Annotated in this window: 18 protein-coding genes and 3 pseudogenes; 11 read left to right on the top strand and 10 right to left on the bottom strand. The window is 60.3% G+C overall.

The genetic code is table 11. The features are described from left to right. Window positions 1-160: 160 nt before the first annotated feature. Both EV286_RS27515 and EV286_RS27510 read left to right on the top strand, forming a co-directional pair. On the top strand, window positions 161-1,054 hold the full coding sequence (locus tag EV286_RS27515; RefSeq protein ID WP_132960430.1) for an SDR family oxidoreductase: 894 nt from the start codon (window positions 161-163) through the stop codon (window positions 1,052-1,054). Window positions 1,055-1,095: 41 nt separating this feature from the next. Then, window positions 1,096-1,985, top strand: a pseudogene (locus EV286_RS27510) (alpha/beta hydrolase). Window positions 1,986-2,005: 20 nt separating this feature from the next. Here the strand turns inward: EV286_RS27510 and EV286_RS27505 are convergent. Genes EV286_RS27505 through EV286_RS27485 form a run of 5 tightly spaced genes read right to left on the bottom strand, consistent with a single transcriptional unit; the run spans window position 2,006 to window position 3,773 of the window. Beyond that, the gene (locus tag EV286_RS27505; RefSeq protein ID WP_132960429.1) at window positions 2,006-2,266 is read right to left on the bottom strand and encodes a hypothetical protein; all 261 of its coding nucleotides are present in this window, start codon (window positions 2,264-2,266) and stop codon (window positions 2,006-2,008) included. 4 nt (window positions 2,267-2,270) lie between these two features. Continuing rightward, a complete protein-coding gene (locus tag EV286_RS27500; protein WP_245500849.1) occupies window positions 2,271-2,516 on the bottom strand; it encodes a hypothetical protein in 246 nt (81 codons plus the stop codon). 12 nt (window positions 2,517-2,528) lie between these two features. Next, window positions 2,529-2,846, bottom strand: a complete 318-nt coding sequence (locus tag EV286_RS27495) for a hypothetical protein (protein ID WP_348633586.1) — start codon at window positions 2,844-2,846, stop codon at window positions 2,529-2,531. After that, window positions 2,812-3,588: an exodeoxyribonuclease III gene (gene xth, locus EV286_RS27490; RefSeq protein ID WP_132960428.1), complete on the bottom strand. Its 777-nt coding sequence runs from the start codon at window positions 3,586-3,588 to the stop codon at window positions 2,812-2,814. Before xth ends, EV286_RS27495 begins: the two co-directional genes overlap by 35 nt. Before the next feature lie 5 nt (window positions 3,589-3,593). After that, window positions 3,594-3,773 carry a hypothetical protein gene (locus EV286_RS27485; RefSeq protein WP_132960427.1) on the bottom strand — a complete coding sequence of 60 codons (180 nt, stop codon included), beginning with the start codon at window positions 3,771-3,773 and terminating at the stop codon, window positions 3,594-3,596. Window positions 3,774-3,970: 197 nt separating this feature from the next. Between EV286_RS27485 and EV286_RS27480 the strand changes: the two genes are divergently transcribed. The 6 genes from EV286_RS27480 to EV286_RS27455 all read left to right on the top strand — a co-directional run bounded on the left by EV286_RS27480 (window position 3,971) and on the right by EV286_RS27455 (window position 8,029). Next, window positions 3,971-4,870, top strand: coding sequence for a Ku protein (locus tag EV286_RS27480; protein WP_132960426.1), 900 nt, complete (start codon window positions 3,971-3,973; stop codon window positions 4,868-4,870). Between the two features lie 12 nt (window positions 4,871-4,882). Continuing rightward, window positions 4,883-5,695, top strand: a complete 813-nt coding sequence (locus EV286_RS27475) for a Ku protein (RefSeq protein ID WP_132960425.1) — start codon at window positions 4,883-4,885, stop codon at window positions 5,693-5,695. Beyond that, window positions 5,692-6,723: a non-homologous end-joining DNA ligase gene (gene ligD, locus EV286_RS27470; protein ID WP_132960424.1), complete on the top strand. Its 1,032-nt coding sequence runs from the start codon at window positions 5,692-5,694 to the stop codon at window positions 6,721-6,723. The genes EV286_RS27475 and ligD (EV286_RS27470) overlap by 4 nt, the downstream gene beginning before the upstream one ends. Before the next feature lie 173 nt (window positions 6,724-6,896). Beyond that, a complete protein-coding gene (locus tag EV286_RS27465) occupies window positions 6,897-7,370 on the top strand; it encodes an Hsp20 family protein (protein WP_132960423.1) in 474 nt (157 codons plus the stop codon). Window positions 7,371-7,444: 74 nt separating this feature from the next. Next, a complete protein-coding gene (locus tag EV286_RS27460) occupies window positions 7,445-7,744 on the top strand; it encodes a DUF982 domain-containing protein (RefSeq protein WP_132960422.1) in 300 nt (99 codons plus the stop codon). Between the two features lie 6 nt (window positions 7,745-7,750). After that, window positions 7,751-8,029 carry a hypothetical protein gene (locus EV286_RS27455; RefSeq protein WP_132960421.1) on the top strand — a complete coding sequence of 93 codons (279 nt, stop codon included), beginning with the start codon at window positions 7,751-7,753 and terminating at the stop codon, window positions 8,027-8,029. A gap of 12 nt (window positions 8,030-8,041) precedes the next feature. Here the strand turns inward: EV286_RS27455 and ligD (EV286_RS27450) are convergent, their stop codons facing one another. Then, window positions 8,042-10,702 carry a DNA ligase D gene (gene ligD / locus EV286_RS27450; protein WP_132960420.1) on the bottom strand — a complete coding sequence of 887 codons (2,661 nt, stop codon included), beginning with the start codon at window positions 10,700-10,702 and terminating at the stop codon, window positions 8,042-8,044. A gap of 233 nt (window positions 10,703-10,935) precedes the next feature. Then, window positions 10,936-11,523 carry an SOS response-associated peptidase gene (locus EV286_RS27445; protein WP_132960419.1) on the bottom strand — a complete coding sequence of 196 codons (588 nt, stop codon included), beginning with the start codon at window positions 11,521-11,523 and terminating at the stop codon, window positions 10,936-10,938. Between the two features lie 51 nt (window positions 11,524-11,574). On the opposite strand from EV286_RS27445, the pseudogene EV286_RS27440 reads away from it, so the two are divergent. Next, a pseudogene (locus EV286_RS27440) lies at window positions 11,575-12,085 on the top strand (SOS response-associated peptidase). Between the two features lie 20 nt (window positions 12,086-12,105). On the opposite strand, the pseudogene EV286_RS27435 reads toward EV286_RS27440, so the two are convergent. Continuing rightward, window positions 12,106-12,636, bottom strand: a pseudogene (locus EV286_RS27435) (GXWXG domain-containing protein); the annotation flags it as partial. Window positions 12,637-12,750: 114 nt separating this feature from the next. Beyond that, window positions 12,751-13,239, bottom strand: a complete 489-nt coding sequence (locus EV286_RS27430) for a hypothetical protein (protein WP_132960417.1) — start codon at window positions 13,237-13,239, stop codon at window positions 12,751-12,753. A 171-nt stretch (window positions 13,240-13,410) separates the two neighbouring features. On the opposite strand from EV286_RS27430, the gene EV286_RS27425 reads away from it, so the two are divergent. Both EV286_RS27425 and EV286_RS27420 read left to right on the top strand, forming a co-directional pair. Continuing rightward, the gene (locus EV286_RS27425) at window positions 13,411-13,611 is read left to right on the top strand and encodes a hypothetical protein (RefSeq protein WP_132960416.1); all 201 of its coding nucleotides are present in this window, start codon (window positions 13,411-13,413) and stop codon (window positions 13,609-13,611) included. 1 nt (window position 13,612) lies between these two features. Beyond that, window positions 13,613-13,819, top strand: a complete 207-nt coding sequence (locus tag EV286_RS27420) for a hypothetical protein (protein WP_132960415.1) — start codon at window positions 13,613-13,615, stop codon at window positions 13,817-13,819. 20 nt (window positions 13,820-13,839) lie between these two features. Here EV286_RS27420 and EV286_RS27415 read toward each other — a convergent pair whose 3' ends face one another. Beyond that, on the bottom strand, window positions 13,840-14,385 hold the full coding sequence (locus EV286_RS27415) for an MOSC domain-containing protein (RefSeq protein WP_132960463.1): 546 nt from the start codon (window positions 14,383-14,385) through the stop codon (window positions 13,840-13,842). Between the last annotated feature and the right edge of the window lie 5 nt (window positions 14,386-14,390).

The raw sequence follows: 14,390 nt of genomic DNA, 5'->3' as shown, positions 1-14,390 counted from the left end.
CTTGTCTATGCGGACATGACATTCCGCCTTTGTCGAAGCCAGGACTGAGCGTAACGGCTCAGAAAATCCATTCGGGCAGCAGGCTTCCAGGAACAATGGGGGGAAGCGGGCGTTCGCAGACATGCATTTCCACGCAACCGCGAAACCATTGGGTGTCACCATGAACGACAAAACGTCCTTGAACGATCCTCGCAAGCTTTATCCGGCGCCGCCTTTTCCGGACCAACCGCAGCCGGCGCCCGGCCTTGCCCGTAAGATGGATCCAATCCCGGATCATGGTGAACAAAGCTATCGCGGATCGGGAAGGCTCACTGGCCGCAAGGCGCTCATCACTGGTGGAGATTCGGGTATCGGCCGCGCCGCCGCTATCGCTTTTGCTCGCGAGGGCGCCGATGTCGGCATCGCTTACCTCCCGGACGAAGAAGCGGATGCCAAGGAGGTCATTGACTTGATCGAAGCCGAGGGGCGCAAGGCCGTCGCGCTCCCCGGCGACATCAAAGACGAAACTTGGTGCCGCGAACTGGTCGAGAAAGCTGTGTCTGGCCTTGGCGGTATCGACATCCTCGTTGTCAATGCCGGCCGGCAGCAATATCGCGAGACGATCGAAGAGTTGTCGACCGAAGATTTCGACAAGACGATGAAGACCAATCTCTATGCGCTGCACTGGATCGCTCAAGCCGCTGTACCGCATATGCCGGCGGGTTCCGCCGTGATAACGACTGCCTCCATCCAGGCCTATCAGCCGTCGCCGATCCTGCTCGATTATGCCACCACCAAGGCAGGTATCGTCGCTTACACCAAGGCGCTCGCCAAGCAACTGATCGAGCGCGGCATTCGCGCCAATGTCGTCGCGCCCGGTCCGGTTTGGACGGTTCTGCAGCCAAGCGGTGGCCAGCCGGACGAGAAGGTCAAGAACTTCGGCAAGGACAGCGATTTCGGTCGCCCCGGCCAGCCGGTCGAGCTCGCTCCGGTCTTCGTCCTCCTCGCCTCGCAGGAAGCGAGCTTCATCAACGGCGAGGTCTACGGTGTCACCGGCGGTAAGGGCGTCGCTTGATCGAACCAACTTCGAGGTTGTCCATGGCGCAAGCACCAACTTTGAAACATGTCTCCGCGGGGGTCCTGAATATTGCGTATTACGATTCAGGTTCCGCGGATGGCGTTCCGACGATCCTGCTTCATGGCTTTCCCTATGATGCTCACGCCTATGACGAGGTCGCGGCTCGGCTAGCCGGCTCTGGCCATCGTTGCATCGTGCCGTTCCTGCGCGGCTATGGTCAAACCCGGTTTCTGTCTTCAAACACGATGCGCTCCGGGGAGCAGGCGGCGCTTGGGGCGGATCTGTTGGCATTGATGGACAGTCTGTTGATCGAAAAGGCGATCCTCGCAGGATACGACTGGGGCGGACGTGCTGCCTGCATCGTTGCCGCCTTACGGGCGGAAAGGGTGTTGGGGCTGGTCAGCGCCGGGGCTACCTATAACATCCAGGATATCGCCGGCGCCGCGAATCCGGGTTCGCCGGATCAGGAGGCGCGGGACTGGTACCAGTACTATTTCCATACCGATCGAGGGCGGAAGGGCCTTGAGCAAAAGCGAAGCGAGATAGCCGGCTTCTCTGGCAGACATGGTCGCCATCTTGGCATTTCGATGCGGACGCATTCGAGCAAAGCGCGGCTTCCTTTGATAACCCTGACTATGTTGACGTGGTGATTCATTCGTACCGGCACCGTTACGGCGTGGTGCCGGGTGATCCCGCTTACGCGCCCCTCGAAGCGCTATTGGCGAAGCAGCCGCCGATCTCGGTTCCGACCATCGTGCTGCTCGGTGCAGACGACGGCGTCGATCCTCCCCCATCACAGGACGAGGAGGCCAAGCATTTCACGGGGCCACACACCCGTCGCATGCTGCCGCGTGTCGGTCACAACGTGCCGCAGGAAGTCCCGACCGTGTTCGCGAGTGCAACGCGCGAACTGCGCGAGATGGGCTAGTACAGGAGCGGTGCGTTAGATCACTGCATCTTCGCCTCAATCGCCTGACCGACGATCGTAAGCTGCAACCTCGGCTCGCCACCGAGGAAGCTCTCTTCGACAAGCTGCATCTGCTCCAAGCGCTCGATAACTTTTTCGGAGAGCCGCTTGTCGCCGACCAGCCAGCCCCTGCCGGCTTTGCGCTGCCGGCGGAAAAAGCCGATGGCCGCAAGCGCTTCGCGCTGCGCCCGGGTGAGGGCTTTGACTGTTTCGCTTGCGTTGAGGTGTTCGGTGTCGAGCATGCGGTCATCCCTTCTGGTCGGGACGCGGTCGATCGGCAGCTGGCCAGTCATTAGAGGGCTCATCAATTGAGTCTTCCTCTGGGTCGGGGTCCCGATCATAAGCAAGCTGGCGCTTTGCCAGCACGTCCTGAAGCGTCTCGATCACCACGGCCGTCCCATGTCCCTCGCTGGCAAACTGATCGATGACATCGGCCACGAGATCGTCGAGTTGTTTGAACAGTCGTTCGGAGGTGTCAGGATCGTTGGTCATGGACCGCCCGTTTCAAACCGTGGTTCGCCGTTGTTGCCATTCCTTGTAAGGTGCCAGCAACTGACCGGCAAAGCGATCTTCGATCGCGGTCTCGACGAGCGCGATCTTGGCGAACACGTCGCTTGTCTCCCGCACATCGACCGCGACGTCCTCGCTCTCCTGTTCGAGCGTTTGCATGAGAGCAAACAGCTCATCATCCGTCATTGTTGCAAGGTCGTCCGCGAAGTCCGCTGCATCGAAATCCTGTCGCTCGGCCATGGCGTTTCGTTCCTCATGTGCTTTCAGCGATAACGACTTAGTCGTCATCGAGTTCAATCCAGACTGGCGCATGATCGCTGGTGTGCTCCCAGCCGCGGGCGAACTTATCGACGCCGCAGATCTGGAGCCGTTCACGCAGGGAAGGGCTAAGCAGGAAATGATCGATGCGCAGGCCGGCGTCGCGCACGAAGGCATTCCGGAAATACTTCCAGAACGTATAGATACGCGCCTCGGGATGCAGCAGACGGATCGCGTCGGTCCAGCGCATGACGATCAGCTCGGCATAGGCCGCGCGCACCTCCGGACGAAACAGGGCATCGTCTCGCCACCGATCCGGCGCGTAGACATCGAGATCCGTCGGCATGACGTTAAAGTCGCCGACAAGGGCGACCGGCACGTCGAGTTCGAACAGTTCGGCAGCATAGGAGTGCAACCGCTCGAACCAGCGGAGTTTGTAATCGAATTTCGGGCCAGGGGCTGGATTGCCGTTCGGGAGATAGAGGCAGCCGATGACTATTCCGTCGATTGCCGCTTCGATGTAGCGGCTGTGGCTATCATCGGGATCGCCAGGAAGTCCGCGCCTGGTCTCGCGTGGCTCCTGATCCCGGGAGAGGATCGCAACGCCATTCCAGGATTTCTGACCGTGCCAGATCGCGCCGTAGCCGGCACGCTCGATCTCGCGGCGCGGAAACTTCTCATCCGGCGCCTTCAACTCCTGCAGGCAGACGACATCAGGCTGCGCTTCGTCAAGCCAGCGCAGCAGCACGTCCAGGCGGCCGTTGATGCCGTTGACATTGTAGGTGGCGAGCTTCACCGCTTTTACCGGCGCTTGTGGTCGCCCTTGTCGCCCTGGCCGGGTTTCGCATCATTCTTCGCGTCACGCCGGGCATCGGCCGATAGAGACCGGGATACGTCGACGCTCTCCTTGAACTTACCCGCCTCATCGCGGCGGACGTAACGTTTGTCGGTCCCGATATCGATTAGTTCGCGCTTGCTCACGGCAGGACTCCTTTGTGGTTGCTGCTGGAAGAAACGCGCGTCTTCACCAAAAGATGCATGTGAATCAGATGCCTAGGGATGACTCGCAAAACGGGCAGGGGCGGGCGGCTAAGTCATTGAAAAATGATTCGTTTCGACTCGGAACAATTACATGTCGATTCGCTTGAATCGCATTGGTTGTGTCAGGAGTCTGCGTCATGGTTGCCCCGCGTGCGAATTGGAAGGGTTTCATCAAGTTCGGAGAGGTCGCCTGTCCGGTGGCCCTCTACACCGCGGCTTCATCCTCCGAGCGCATTGCTTTCAACACGCTCAATCGCAAAACCGGAAACCGCGTCAAGCGCGAGTTCGTCGATAGCGAGACCGGCGATCCCGTCGAGCGCGACGACCAGGTCAAAGGCTACGAGATCGAAAACGGCCAGTACATCATCCTTGAGCCGGACGAGGTTGCAGCAGCCGTTCCTGATAGCGACAAGACGCTGAAGATCGACGCCTTCATCCCCTGCAATGAAATCGATGGGGTATATTTCGACAAGCCTTATTACCTGGCGCCGGACAAGATGGGCACCGATGCCTTTGTGCTTTTGCGCGACGGCATGAAGAAGGCCAAGGTCGCGGCGATCGCGCGCACGGTCCTCTTTCGCCGCATGCGCACCGTGTTGATCAGGCCGCACGGCAAGGGCCTGATCGCCACGACGCTGAACTTCGACTACGAAGTTCGCTCCTCTCAGGAGGCCTTCGAGGAGCTGCCCGACCTGAAGATCGAAGGCGAAATGCTGGAGCTTGCCGAGCATATCATCGGCACCAAGAAGGGAAGCTTCGATGCCAGCACCTTCGACGACCGCTATGAGGCGGCCGTCGCCGAACTGGTGAAGGCCAAGATCGAGGGTCGGTCGCTTCCAAAGAAGAGGGCGCCGGCGGTTTCCAAACAGAGCGATCTGCTCCAGGCCCTGCGCGAGAGCGCCGGCATCGGCGGCAAGGCGGGATCGAAGCCCACAGCCGCCAACGCCAACAAGGGTGCTACCCGGCAGAAGGCGTCAAAGCCTGCTGCCGCGGCCAAGGCGAAACCGGCCGTTGCCCCAACCCGCCGGGCCGGTTGATCGGAGAATATGATGGCACTACGCCCCTACTGGAAAGGCTATCTCAAGCTGTCGCTGGTCACCTGCCCGGTGCAGATGATGCCGGCGACGTCCGAAAACGAGAAGGTTCGCTTTCATACGCTGAACCGCGAGACCCAGAACCGCGTCGTCAGCCACTATGTGGATTCCATCACCGGCAAGGAGGTGAAAGACGAAGACGAGGTCAAGGGCTACCAGCGTGGCGAGAACGACTATGTCATGCTGGAAGACGAGGAGCTCGAAAACGTCGCGCTCGACAGCACCAAGACCATCGATATCTCGACCTTCACACCGCGAGACAGCATCGAGTGGATCTGGCTCGACACCCCCTATTATTTGTCGCCGAACGACCCAGTGGGCCAGGAGGCCTTTTCGGTCATCCGTGATGCGATGGAATCGCAGGATATGGTCGGCATCTCCCGGCTGGTCATCACCCGCCGCGAGCGCGCCGTCATGCTGGAGCCACGCGGCAAGGGTATCGTGCTCTGGACCTTGCGTTATGGGGATGAAGTCCGTGACGAGGATCCCTATTTCGCCGGGATCGGCGATGAGACGGCGGATAGCGACATGATGCCCCTGGTGCAGCAACTGATCAAAAAGCAGACCCAGCACTGGAATCCCAAGATGGTCATCGATCCGGTGCAGGATCGGCTTCTCGATATCATCGCCGACAAAAAGAAAGCGCTCAAGAAGCCATCGAAGTCCAAGGCCAAAGCGCCTGCCTCGGCACCCGCCCCGAGTAACGTCATCAACATCATGGATGCGCTGAAGAAGTCTGTGGCGGCTGAAACCCGGACCGGCAAATGAAAAGACCCGCCAAGCCGCTTTTGCAGGACGAAGCCTTTACCGCGAAATCCCAGCCGCGACGCAAGCGTGATCCGGCACAGCCGAACCTTCCCTTCGATCCGATGCCCGATCGGGTCGAACCGTGCCTTGCCTTGCTGAAGGCGGCGCCGCCGGTCGGCCCGGATTGGGCCTACGAGATCAAATGGGACGGCTATCGGCTCGCTATCCATATCCAACCATCAGGCGTGCGGATCATCACCCGTGGCGGTCACGACTGGACGCATCGGTTTCCCGCGATTGCGGCGGCCGCCAAAGAGCTTGGGGTCGGGACCGCCATCCTCGATGGTGAAGCCGTCGTTCTCAATGGCCAAGGCCGGTCCGACTTCGGAGCATTGCAGCGCTCGCTCGGCGGGCGCGGCGGCAAACGGCCTTCGACGGAATCCGTCCTCTTCGCCTTCGATCTCTTATACTTCGACGGTCACGATCTAACGAAAACCGAACTCTCGGTGCGGCGGCATCTGTTGACGGATCTGCTCGACGGTACGGTTGGCGCGATACAGCTTTCCGAGGAGGTGCAGGGTGACGGCGCAGAGCTTCTCGAAAACGCCCGGTCGCTTGGACTGGAAGGCATCATTGCCAAGCATCGCGATCGGCCATATCGCTCCGGCAGGACCGGCGACTGGCTGAAGATCAAGTGCGTCCAAAGCGAGAGTTTCATGATCGTCGGCTACGAGCAGTCGGCCGTTGCGCGCGGCGGCATTGGTAGCCTGCTTCTTGCAGCTCGTCACGGCCATGGCTGGATCTACGTCGGCGCCGTCGGCACGGGATTCAAGGAAAAGGACGCCGCATACCTGAAGAAGACGCTCGATACACTGAAGACGAAAACACCCGTCGTGCCGCTCAAGGGCAAGGACTACGTATTTGCCCAGCCGACGCTGATCGCCGAGATCGAGTTCCGCGGCTGGACGGACGACGGAAACCTCCGTCACGCCTCCTACAAAGGGCTTCGCGAAGTCCAGGATAATGCTGCGGTTTATCAGCTAGATTAACTGGCTTCCGCAGCCCCAAAAAAGGCCAGAATTTTTTCCTGACGGTACTCTTGAAACCGAAAATCTCAGAAACCAAATCCATTCCTGCCAGCCGCTGGTGAAAGGGCTGGCCTTGCTGGAGGCGCCGTCTTTCGGCGCTTCCGTACCCATGTTGCTTCAAGGAGGATATGGCTATGGCAACATCTTACGACTATGCACCGCTCTACCGTTCGAGCGTCGGATTCGACCGGGTTTTCAATCTTCTCGAAAACGCCCAGCGCGCCCGCTCGATCAGCGACTGGCCGCCCTATGACATCGTCAAGACCGGTGATGACAGCTACCGGATCTCGATTGCTGTGGCAGGCTTCGCCCAGGACGATCTCGACATCACCTTCCAGTCCAATCTGCTGACTGTGACGGGCAAGAAGCAGGAGACAGCCAATGAAGGTTACCTGCATCGCGGCATTGCCGGCCGGCCGTTCGAACACCGGTTCGAGCTTGCCGATCATGTCCGAGTGAACGGGGCGGATCTAAGCAACGGTCTTCTGTCGATAGATCTCGTTCGTGAGATCCCGGAGGCGCTGAAGCCGCGAAAAATTACCATCGAAAGCGCTCCAGCTTTGACATCTGCAGCTCCGGCGCAGATCGAAGCGCAGAAGGCAGCGTAACTCGCATTGACTGCAGAACGAGGGCGCCGTGGCGACGGCGCCCATCAACATTTTGGGTTGGGAAGGAGAGAGCGATGAAACCCGATATGTTCAGACAGCCTGTTTCCATTCTTGTCGGCCTCGGCTTTCCGGCAGAGGTTCGCGGCTTGATGGACGCGTACCGACATCTCGTCGAATGGCCGCAATCCCTTCGAGACACCTCGCACTCGGTCGCGCTCAAGGCCTGCAGTGCCGCGCTGCGCGGTGAGATCGAAGCGGAGACAGCTCGCGGCCTGTTTGCCGCTTTTGCCGAAAAACACGACCTGCTGATGCCGGAAACCAACGTGATCGCCGCCTCGCGCTTGCGGCGAGACAAAGATCCGCACGTGAGATGAGGATCGATGATGCGCGATATGTTGCAGCAGGCGGTCAGCAGCGCGATGGTGATGGGACCAACGGTCTTTCTTCAGGGCATGCAGCTTCGGCGGCCGATCGAGTTAGTGAGAGCACCTACGCTTTCAGTTGACGACAAGCGGGCGATCCTGGCGGCCTGGGCCTCGGACTTTTACGCTGTGGAATCGAATCCCGTCCTTCGTCAACTGCCCGGAATGACCGAGCCGGTTTCAATCGATGAGGTGCAGGCTGCTCTCGACGAACTCGATCGGCGCTACGGTATTTGATCGCCGGCGCGTTCAGGCCGCCGCCTTCATGGACTTGGCCAGACGCCTGATCGCCTGCTCCAGCGAGCGCTGGCCGTCGCAATAGTCCTGCCAGGCGGTGGTCTTGGCGAGAAGCCCAGGAACGGTTCGAACCGTAAAACGCATTGGATCGAGCCCGGCTTTCACCTGGGTCCAGGTAAGCGGCATCGACACCGTCGCCCCCGGCCGCGCCCGCGGCGAGAGGGGTGCCACCGCTGTGGCCATGCGGTCGTTGCGAAGGTAATCGAGGAAGATGCGACCCTCGCGCTGGTTCTTGGCCATCTTGATCAGGTAGAGCTCGGGATTGTCGCGGGCCATTTGCAAGCAGACATCATGCGCGAATCCCTTTGCTGTATCCCAACCGATTTTTTTGCCTTTCGTGACGGCCAAAGGCGTCACTACATGCAGCCCTTTGCCGCCTGTTGTCTTGCAGAAGCTGACGAGGCCGAGTTCGTCGAGACGATCGCGGATTTCACGCGCGGCTTCGATAACGGTGGAGAAGGGGACATCCGGGCCAGGATCGAGATCGAAGACCAGCCGGCCTGGAACCTCCGGTTGCCCGGGCTCGCAGTTCCACGGATGAAGTTCGACACCGCCAATCTGCGCAATGGCGACGAGGCCCTCAATCCGATCCACCTGGATATAAGGCTTCTTGTCGCCAAACACTGTGACCAGCTCAAGCAGGTTCGACGCGCCCGGCATCGCGTGACGCTGGAAGAACTGCTCGCCGCCAAGCCCATCGGGCATGCGAATGATCGAGCATGGGCGCCCTTTGATATGCTCAATCAACCATGAGCCGACCGCCTCGTGATACTGCGCAAGGTCGAGCTTGGTGACGGCTTTCCCGTCGCCGGCATCCGGCCACAGCGGCTTCTCCGGATTGGAGATCAGAACGCCCATGACATTTGCCTTTCCGCCCTTCCGGAAAGATTTGGGCGGCGACAGCTGTTTGGCCTCGACCTCGGGATCAGCGACGTCAGCTTCTACAGGCGAGGCGGGCTTCTCGGCGACGACTTCCCCTGCCGGCTTGTCCTCCCGCAAGCCCTTGAACGCCGCCTGACGCACGAGACCATCGGTCGTCCAGCCGGCGAACTGGATCTCGGCGACGAGTTCCGGCTTGAGCCAGACTATATCGGGATCCTTCTTCGGCGCGCCGATGCCCGTGAACGGTGACTTGCTGGTTTCCAGTTCGCGAAGCTTCGGCAAAATCGTATCGACGACCTTTGCGCCATAACCCGTGCCGACGCGGCCGACATAGACGAAGTGGTCGCCACGGTTAACGCCGACCAGCAGCGATCGGAACTTGCCGTTGGTCTTGGCATAGGCGCCGATGACAACTTCATGGCCGGCGCGGCATTTGGATTTGGCCCAGGTCTCGGTGCGACCGGATTGATAGGGCGCGTCGGCTTGCTTTGAAACGATCCCTTCAAGCGAGAGCCTGCAGGCCGACTTCAGAACGGCGTCGCCGCCGGTCTCGAAATGCTCGACGAACCGCAGACGTGGATCCTCGCCAGCGTCCTCAAGCAGTTTCTGCAGCCGTTCCTTGCGCTCGGTCAGCGGCAGTTGCCGGAGATCCTCGTCGCCCTCGAACAAAAGGTCGAACGCAAAATACACCAGAGCGTCGGTCTTGCCCTCCGACAGCGCCGCCTGCAGCGCGGCGAAGTCCGGCGCGCCGTGTTCGTCGAGAGCGCAGATCTCGCCGTCGATAATGGCGTCGGGCAAACTTGCGGCCGAGGCTGCGATGGCCGGATATTTGGCCGTCCAATCGAGGCCCTTTCGCGTTTTGAGCGTGACCTCGCCGTCGATGCGCATCTGGATGCGATAGCCGTCGAACTTGATCTCGTGAATCCAGCCATCGGCGGAAGGTGGACGCTCGCGCGTTTCGCAAAGTTGTGGCGCGATGAAGTCGGGCATGGTGGACTTGGCAGCCTTGGTCGATGCCGGCTTCTTTTTGGTTTTCGTTTCGGCTTTGCGTTTGTCAGCGGCAAGCCCGTGGCTGCTGTCCCAGACCGCGTCCGCCTGGACCTCGCCACTTTCGATCATAAACGCTTTCGGCTTCTTACCCTTGCCGGCGGCGATCACTTCCATCGTCCGGCCGGACGCAACAGACGTCGCGTTGTCCTCAAGGACTGCAGCGCCATTCTCTTCGACGGAAAAGTCGTCGTGATGCTTGATCAGCAGCCAATTAGTGCGCTTGCCGCCGTCACGGTCGTTGCGCATTCGAACGAGCACGAAGCTGCCATGCAGCCGCTCGCCCTCGAGGGTAAACTTGAAATCGCCTTTGGCCAGTGCCTGCTCAGGGGTCTTGTTGCCTTCCGGCTCCCAGTAGCCGCGATCCCAGAGCATCACCGTGCCGCCACCATACTGGCCTTTCGGGATCGTGCCTTCGAAGTCGCCGTAATCGAGCGGGTGATCCTCGACCTCGCCCGCCAGCCGCTTGTCGTGCGGATCGAGCGACGGTCCCTTGGTCACCGCCCAGGATTTGAACACCCCATCCAGCTCAAGCCGGAGATCGTAATGCAAGCGCGTTGCGTCATGTTTCTGGATGACGAAGCGGCGGCGGTTCGATGCCTTCAGCCTCGCCTGGCCGCTCGGCTCCTGCGTTTTCTGGAAGTCGCGCTTTTGCTTGTAGGTCGAGAGTTTGTCGCTGGCCATGGCAGTCCCCGGTACATATCCGCCTTCCGCGTCGAACGACGACGGAGCTGAGGTCGCGGGCGGACAGGTGGGACGCTCGACTGCCGTTTCGTTGGCCGCAAGGAGAAACCGGAAAAATCCTCGCGTTCGTCATCCCTGTCACGTCCGGTTGACACGGCACGCGACCTCGCAACGGAGAAGCGTCCAGCGGATATTTTGTTCCCGATCGACTCCCGCAGCAGCTTACGTACCGGTCAGCCGACCTGCTCGACATTCAGCGTGCCGGCGGGAAGCGGCCTGATCAATGACTTCGCCGAGACAGATGGGTCGAGCCAGTCCGCCCAGTTGTCGCGTTCGAGGATGACGATTTGTCGATCATGATAGGGTGCGATGTCAGGCCCCGGTTCCATCGTCAGCATCGTGAAGGCTTCTCCGACGTCCGGGGTCTCGCGCCAGATGCCGGCGATGCAAAAGATTGGTTCGTCCTTCTTGGTGAAGAGCCATTTGTCCTTGCGCTTCTTCTTCGAATCCGTCGGTTCGGTGAACTCGTAGAATCCGTCGGCGATGATCAGGCAGCGGTTGGAGTTGAAATCGCGTCCGTCGGAACGGAAGTTATAGACCGGCCGCTTGTTCTGGGGCCAACTCCATCGACGTTGAACAAGCTCCGCTTCCTCGCGACCCCTATCGATCGCGCGCACGATCGGACCCATATCGGTGATCTTGATGTCTTCGCGCACGGCAAGATTGGGCGCACCCTCACCAAAACGGATCTTGATCTTGAGATGGGCGAAGTCCTCGACGATCGATGCCACGTCCACCATCAGGCGGTAATCATTGCACATGCGTTTCTCGCAGTTCTTGTTGTGAAGCTTGGTTCTTGCTATGTTCTACATATGATGAACGCAAAGGTTTTCCAGTCCGACGCCCCGCTCGACGAGCGCCGTGTCATCATAAGACGACACGAAAGCGATGTGGAGATGGTGGAACTGCCTTGGGGGCTGCGCCCCCCTCGATGGCGGTCCCCGTGCCGTCAACGTGGTGCGCTTTGAAGGAAGGACATTTCCGACCCACCGTTGCCTGGTGCCGGCATCCGAGTTTCGACACCGCAGTGGTGGGAGAAATTTCAGCTTTTCGCTGGCGAGTGGTGACTGGTTTTACTTCGCAGGAATTTGGCGACCCGCAACGGACTCTTGGCCGGAAGCCTATGCCATCCTGACGATCGAAGCCAATGCCGATATTTCGGCCTACCACGACCGGCAGATGGCAGTGCTGGAGCGCAATCGCCGGATGGATTGGCTAGACGGGCTCGTGCCCGAAGATGAAATTCTCCGGCCTCTTCCCGCTGGCACCTTTCGTGTCAAACCTCTTTCGAACACTTCCATTCGGCCTCGGCTTGTCGGCTAGAGTGCCGACAATAACTGCGGCTAGCCCGCGTCAAGGGATGCCGCCCGATCGTCAAACACCGAGCTCGGGTTCGAGGGGTCAACTTTCCGGAGCCGGAAGAAATAGCGGCGCTCGTCGTCGTCGACGACCATCATTCCAGCGACTTCGGTTTCATCGATCCTGCGGAAGTAGTCGGCGATCGGCTGCTTGTCATAGACCATCGCCGCAGTCTCCTCGCCGTCGATCATGCGCAGGGTAAGCATCGCCGTCGTCCTACGAGCATGCAGAACTTGCTGCAGATGCGGGAAGATGGCCCGCGCGAGCTTGGCCCGCCCGAGCGGCGCGAGACGGATTGCCAGTCTTACAGGGAAGGCCGCGGGCTCGAGGGGCACCAGGCTGCCGGGCTTGAACTGGAAGAGCAGTGCGTCGGCCTTCAGATCCGATTGGAAGCGTTTGCCGAACCACGCGAGGTTCTCGAGCACGCCATCCAGCGGATGATCGGCGGCGATCTCGGATCCGCGCCAGAGACCGATCATCTCTTCCGGCAGCACGGGTTGGAGCGTCTTGAACCACTTGCGCCGAGCTGCAGGTCTTCCGCCATCGCCACCTCCTACCTTGTAAGACGGCCTGGAGGCAGACCTCCCGGCCGCGATGAAGTGACAACCGTCCCTGTGATGCGAGCGGTTCTAGCGTGTCGCACCAAATACGAAGGCGAGAGCTGCAACGACGGCAACTGCTGCAATCGGCCTCTCGCGGATCTTGTCCTCGACGCTCTTCACAAATGTGCTGGCCCCGAACTTGGCGAGAGACGTCGCACCGGACGCGACCTCCGACGCGGTGCCGGCCATGCGGTCCACATCTCGTCGAAGCGCGCCGAGCGCATTGCGACCGTCGTCGACGCGATCCGAGTGACTGCCTTCCCCGGTCGATCGGAGGGCCTCTTCAACCAGCGGGAATTCTTCGTCGGTCTCCGACCGCTGCTGTCGGACACGATCGGCTTCGTCGGCGTCGGCTCTGCCGGAGGGAACCGTCGAATGCGTGGAGGATACCGGATCCGATGCCGGAAAGCTGTCTTCAAGTCCGGTGTCGAGATCGTCCTTAGCAGGGCCCTCGCGCTGTTCGGCTTGTTCGATTTCAATGGACTGCACTGCCGGGGAATTCTTCGGGTGGGGCATTGTCGTTCTCCTGTGTGCTCAGGAAGTCCGCCGAAGGGCCGAAGTTCCGTCTCGGCCGTCGCATCCAGAAGAAATCGTGGTGTGGCCAGTCATTTTCGAAGGCCCGACGTAGGCGAGAGAACGGAACATCCCCTCGCGACGAGGGTTAGCCTCGCAGAAGGAGAAAGCATCATGGGAATGAACAAGCCGAAAGACGGTGCACCGGGCACCACCGACCAGTCTCCCCGTTGGGAGGGTCCACAAGAAAACACGCCGCCGGGATACATGCCGGCAAAGGATGATCCAGACCGGACTAAAGATGCGAACGGCGAGACCAACGCCGACCCTGAGGTCAAAAAAATTTCCGACGGCCTCAAACAGAAAGGCGAATGAGATGACGGATGTCGAAAAGGACGCGAAGGGTCAGTACGCCAAATCGGTCGGCGACCGGAAGGCAACTGGCGTGGCCAGCGCCAAGCCGACCGTCGTCACCGGATCGGAAGATGCGACGGAGCATAAGACGCCCCCTGGCAAAAAGCCCGTCAAGGACTGGGACATCAACTACGATCCAGCCGACATGAACGAAGGCGAGACCAGGTAGTCGGGATCTCATGTCGGGGCTTAGACGACTTCCAGCGAGAGCAATGGCGGAGCGGGAAGTTTGACCACAATGGTATCTCCTGGCGAAACGATCCCACCCTTGAGGGCGATGGTCATGACGCCGGTCTTCTTCACAAGCTCACCATCCGGCCCTTTCCCGAGAACAGTTTTCAGGAGGCCAGGCCGAAACTTCTCGATTTGTGAACAGGGATTTCGCAGGCCTGTCACCTCAAGCTCGACGTCCGCGCCCAGTTTAAGAACCGTGCCGCGCGGTAGCGCGAGAAGGTCGACGCCGCGGGTGGTGACGTTTTCTCCCAGGTCGGCAGGACCAACGTCGAAACCATGGTCGGCAAGCTCGTCGAGCAATTCGGCCTGGATCAGATGAACCTGTCGAAGGTTCGGCTGGGTCGGGTCAACCCGGACGCGTGAGCGGTGCTTGACCGTCACCCCTTGGTGCACGTCACCTGCGACCCCCAGACCAGCAAGCACATGGATTTCGTCCGCCGTCACCTTCGAGAAGCGATGGCTTTCGTCCGTCGCGACTGCGATCACCTGTGCGCCGTCCATCCAAT

The organism is Rhizobium sp. BK251 (assembly GCF_004345245.1).
In the GTDB taxonomy this organism is placed as follows: Bacteria; Pseudomonadota; Alphaproteobacteria; order Rhizobiales; family Rhizobiaceae; genus Rhizobium.
This window is presented reverse-complemented; position numbering and strand designations above follow the sequence as displayed.

Excerpts from the sequence above, each read along its gene's own strand:
- ligD (WP_132960420.1), bottom strand. The coding sequence starts at position 10,702 with ATGGCCAGCGACAAACTCTCGACCTACAAGCAAAAGCGCGACTTCCAG.
- EV286_RS27480 (WP_132960426.1), top strand. The coding sequence starts at position 3,971 with ATGGTTGCCCCGCGTGCGAATTGGAAGGGTTTCATCAAGTTCGGAGAG.
- EV286_RS27460 (WP_132960422.1), top strand. The coding sequence starts at position 7,445 with ATGAAACCCGATATGTTCAGACAGCCTGTTTCCATTCTTGTCGGCCTC.
- EV286_RS27455 (WP_132960421.1), top strand. The coding sequence starts at position 7,751 with ATGATGCGCGATATGTTGCAGCAGGCGGTCAGCAGCGCGATGGTGATG.
- EV286_RS27420 (WP_132960415.1), top strand. The coding sequence starts at position 13,613 with ATGACGGATGTCGAAAAGGACGCGAAGGGTCAGTACGCCAAATCGGTC.
- EV286_RS27445 (WP_132960419.1), bottom strand. The coding sequence starts at position 11,523 with ATGTGCAATGATTACCGCCTGATGGTGGACGTGGCATCGATCGTCGAG.
- EV286_RS27430 (WP_132960417.1), bottom strand. The coding sequence starts at position 13,239 with ATGCCCCACCCGAAGAATTCCCCGGCAGTGCAGTCCATTGAAATCGAA.
- EV286_RS27465 (WP_132960423.1), top strand. The coding sequence starts at position 6,897 with ATGGCAACATCTTACGACTATGCACCGCTCTACCGTTCGAGCGTCGGA.
- ligD (WP_132960424.1), top strand. The coding sequence starts at position 5,692 with ATGAAAAGACCCGCCAAGCCGCTTTTGCAGGACGAAGCCTTTACCGCG.
- EV286_RS27415 (WP_132960463.1), bottom strand. The coding sequence starts at position 14,385 with ATGGACGGCGCACAGGTGATCGCAGTCGCGACGGACGAAAGCCATCGC.
- EV286_RS27495 (WP_348633586.1), bottom strand. The coding sequence starts at position 2,846 with ATGCGCCAGTCTGGATTGAACTCGATGACGACTAAGTCGTTATCGCTG.
- EV286_RS27505 (WP_132960429.1), bottom strand. The coding sequence starts at position 2,266 with ATGCTCGACACCGAACACCTCAACGCAAGCGAAACAGTCAAAGCCCTC.
- EV286_RS27475 (WP_132960425.1), top strand. The coding sequence starts at position 4,883 with ATGGCACTACGCCCCTACTGGAAAGGCTATCTCAAGCTGTCGCTGGTC.
- EV286_RS27425 (WP_132960416.1), top strand. The coding sequence starts at position 13,411 with ATGGGAATGAACAAGCCGAAAGACGGTGCACCGGGCACCACCGACCAG.
- EV286_RS27500 (WP_245500849.1), bottom strand. The coding sequence starts at position 2,516 with ATGACCAACGATCCTGACACCTCCGAACGACTGTTCAAACAACTCGAC.
- EV286_RS27515 (WP_132960430.1), top strand. The coding sequence starts at position 161 with ATGAACGACAAAACGTCCTTGAACGATCCTCGCAAGCTTTATCCGGCG.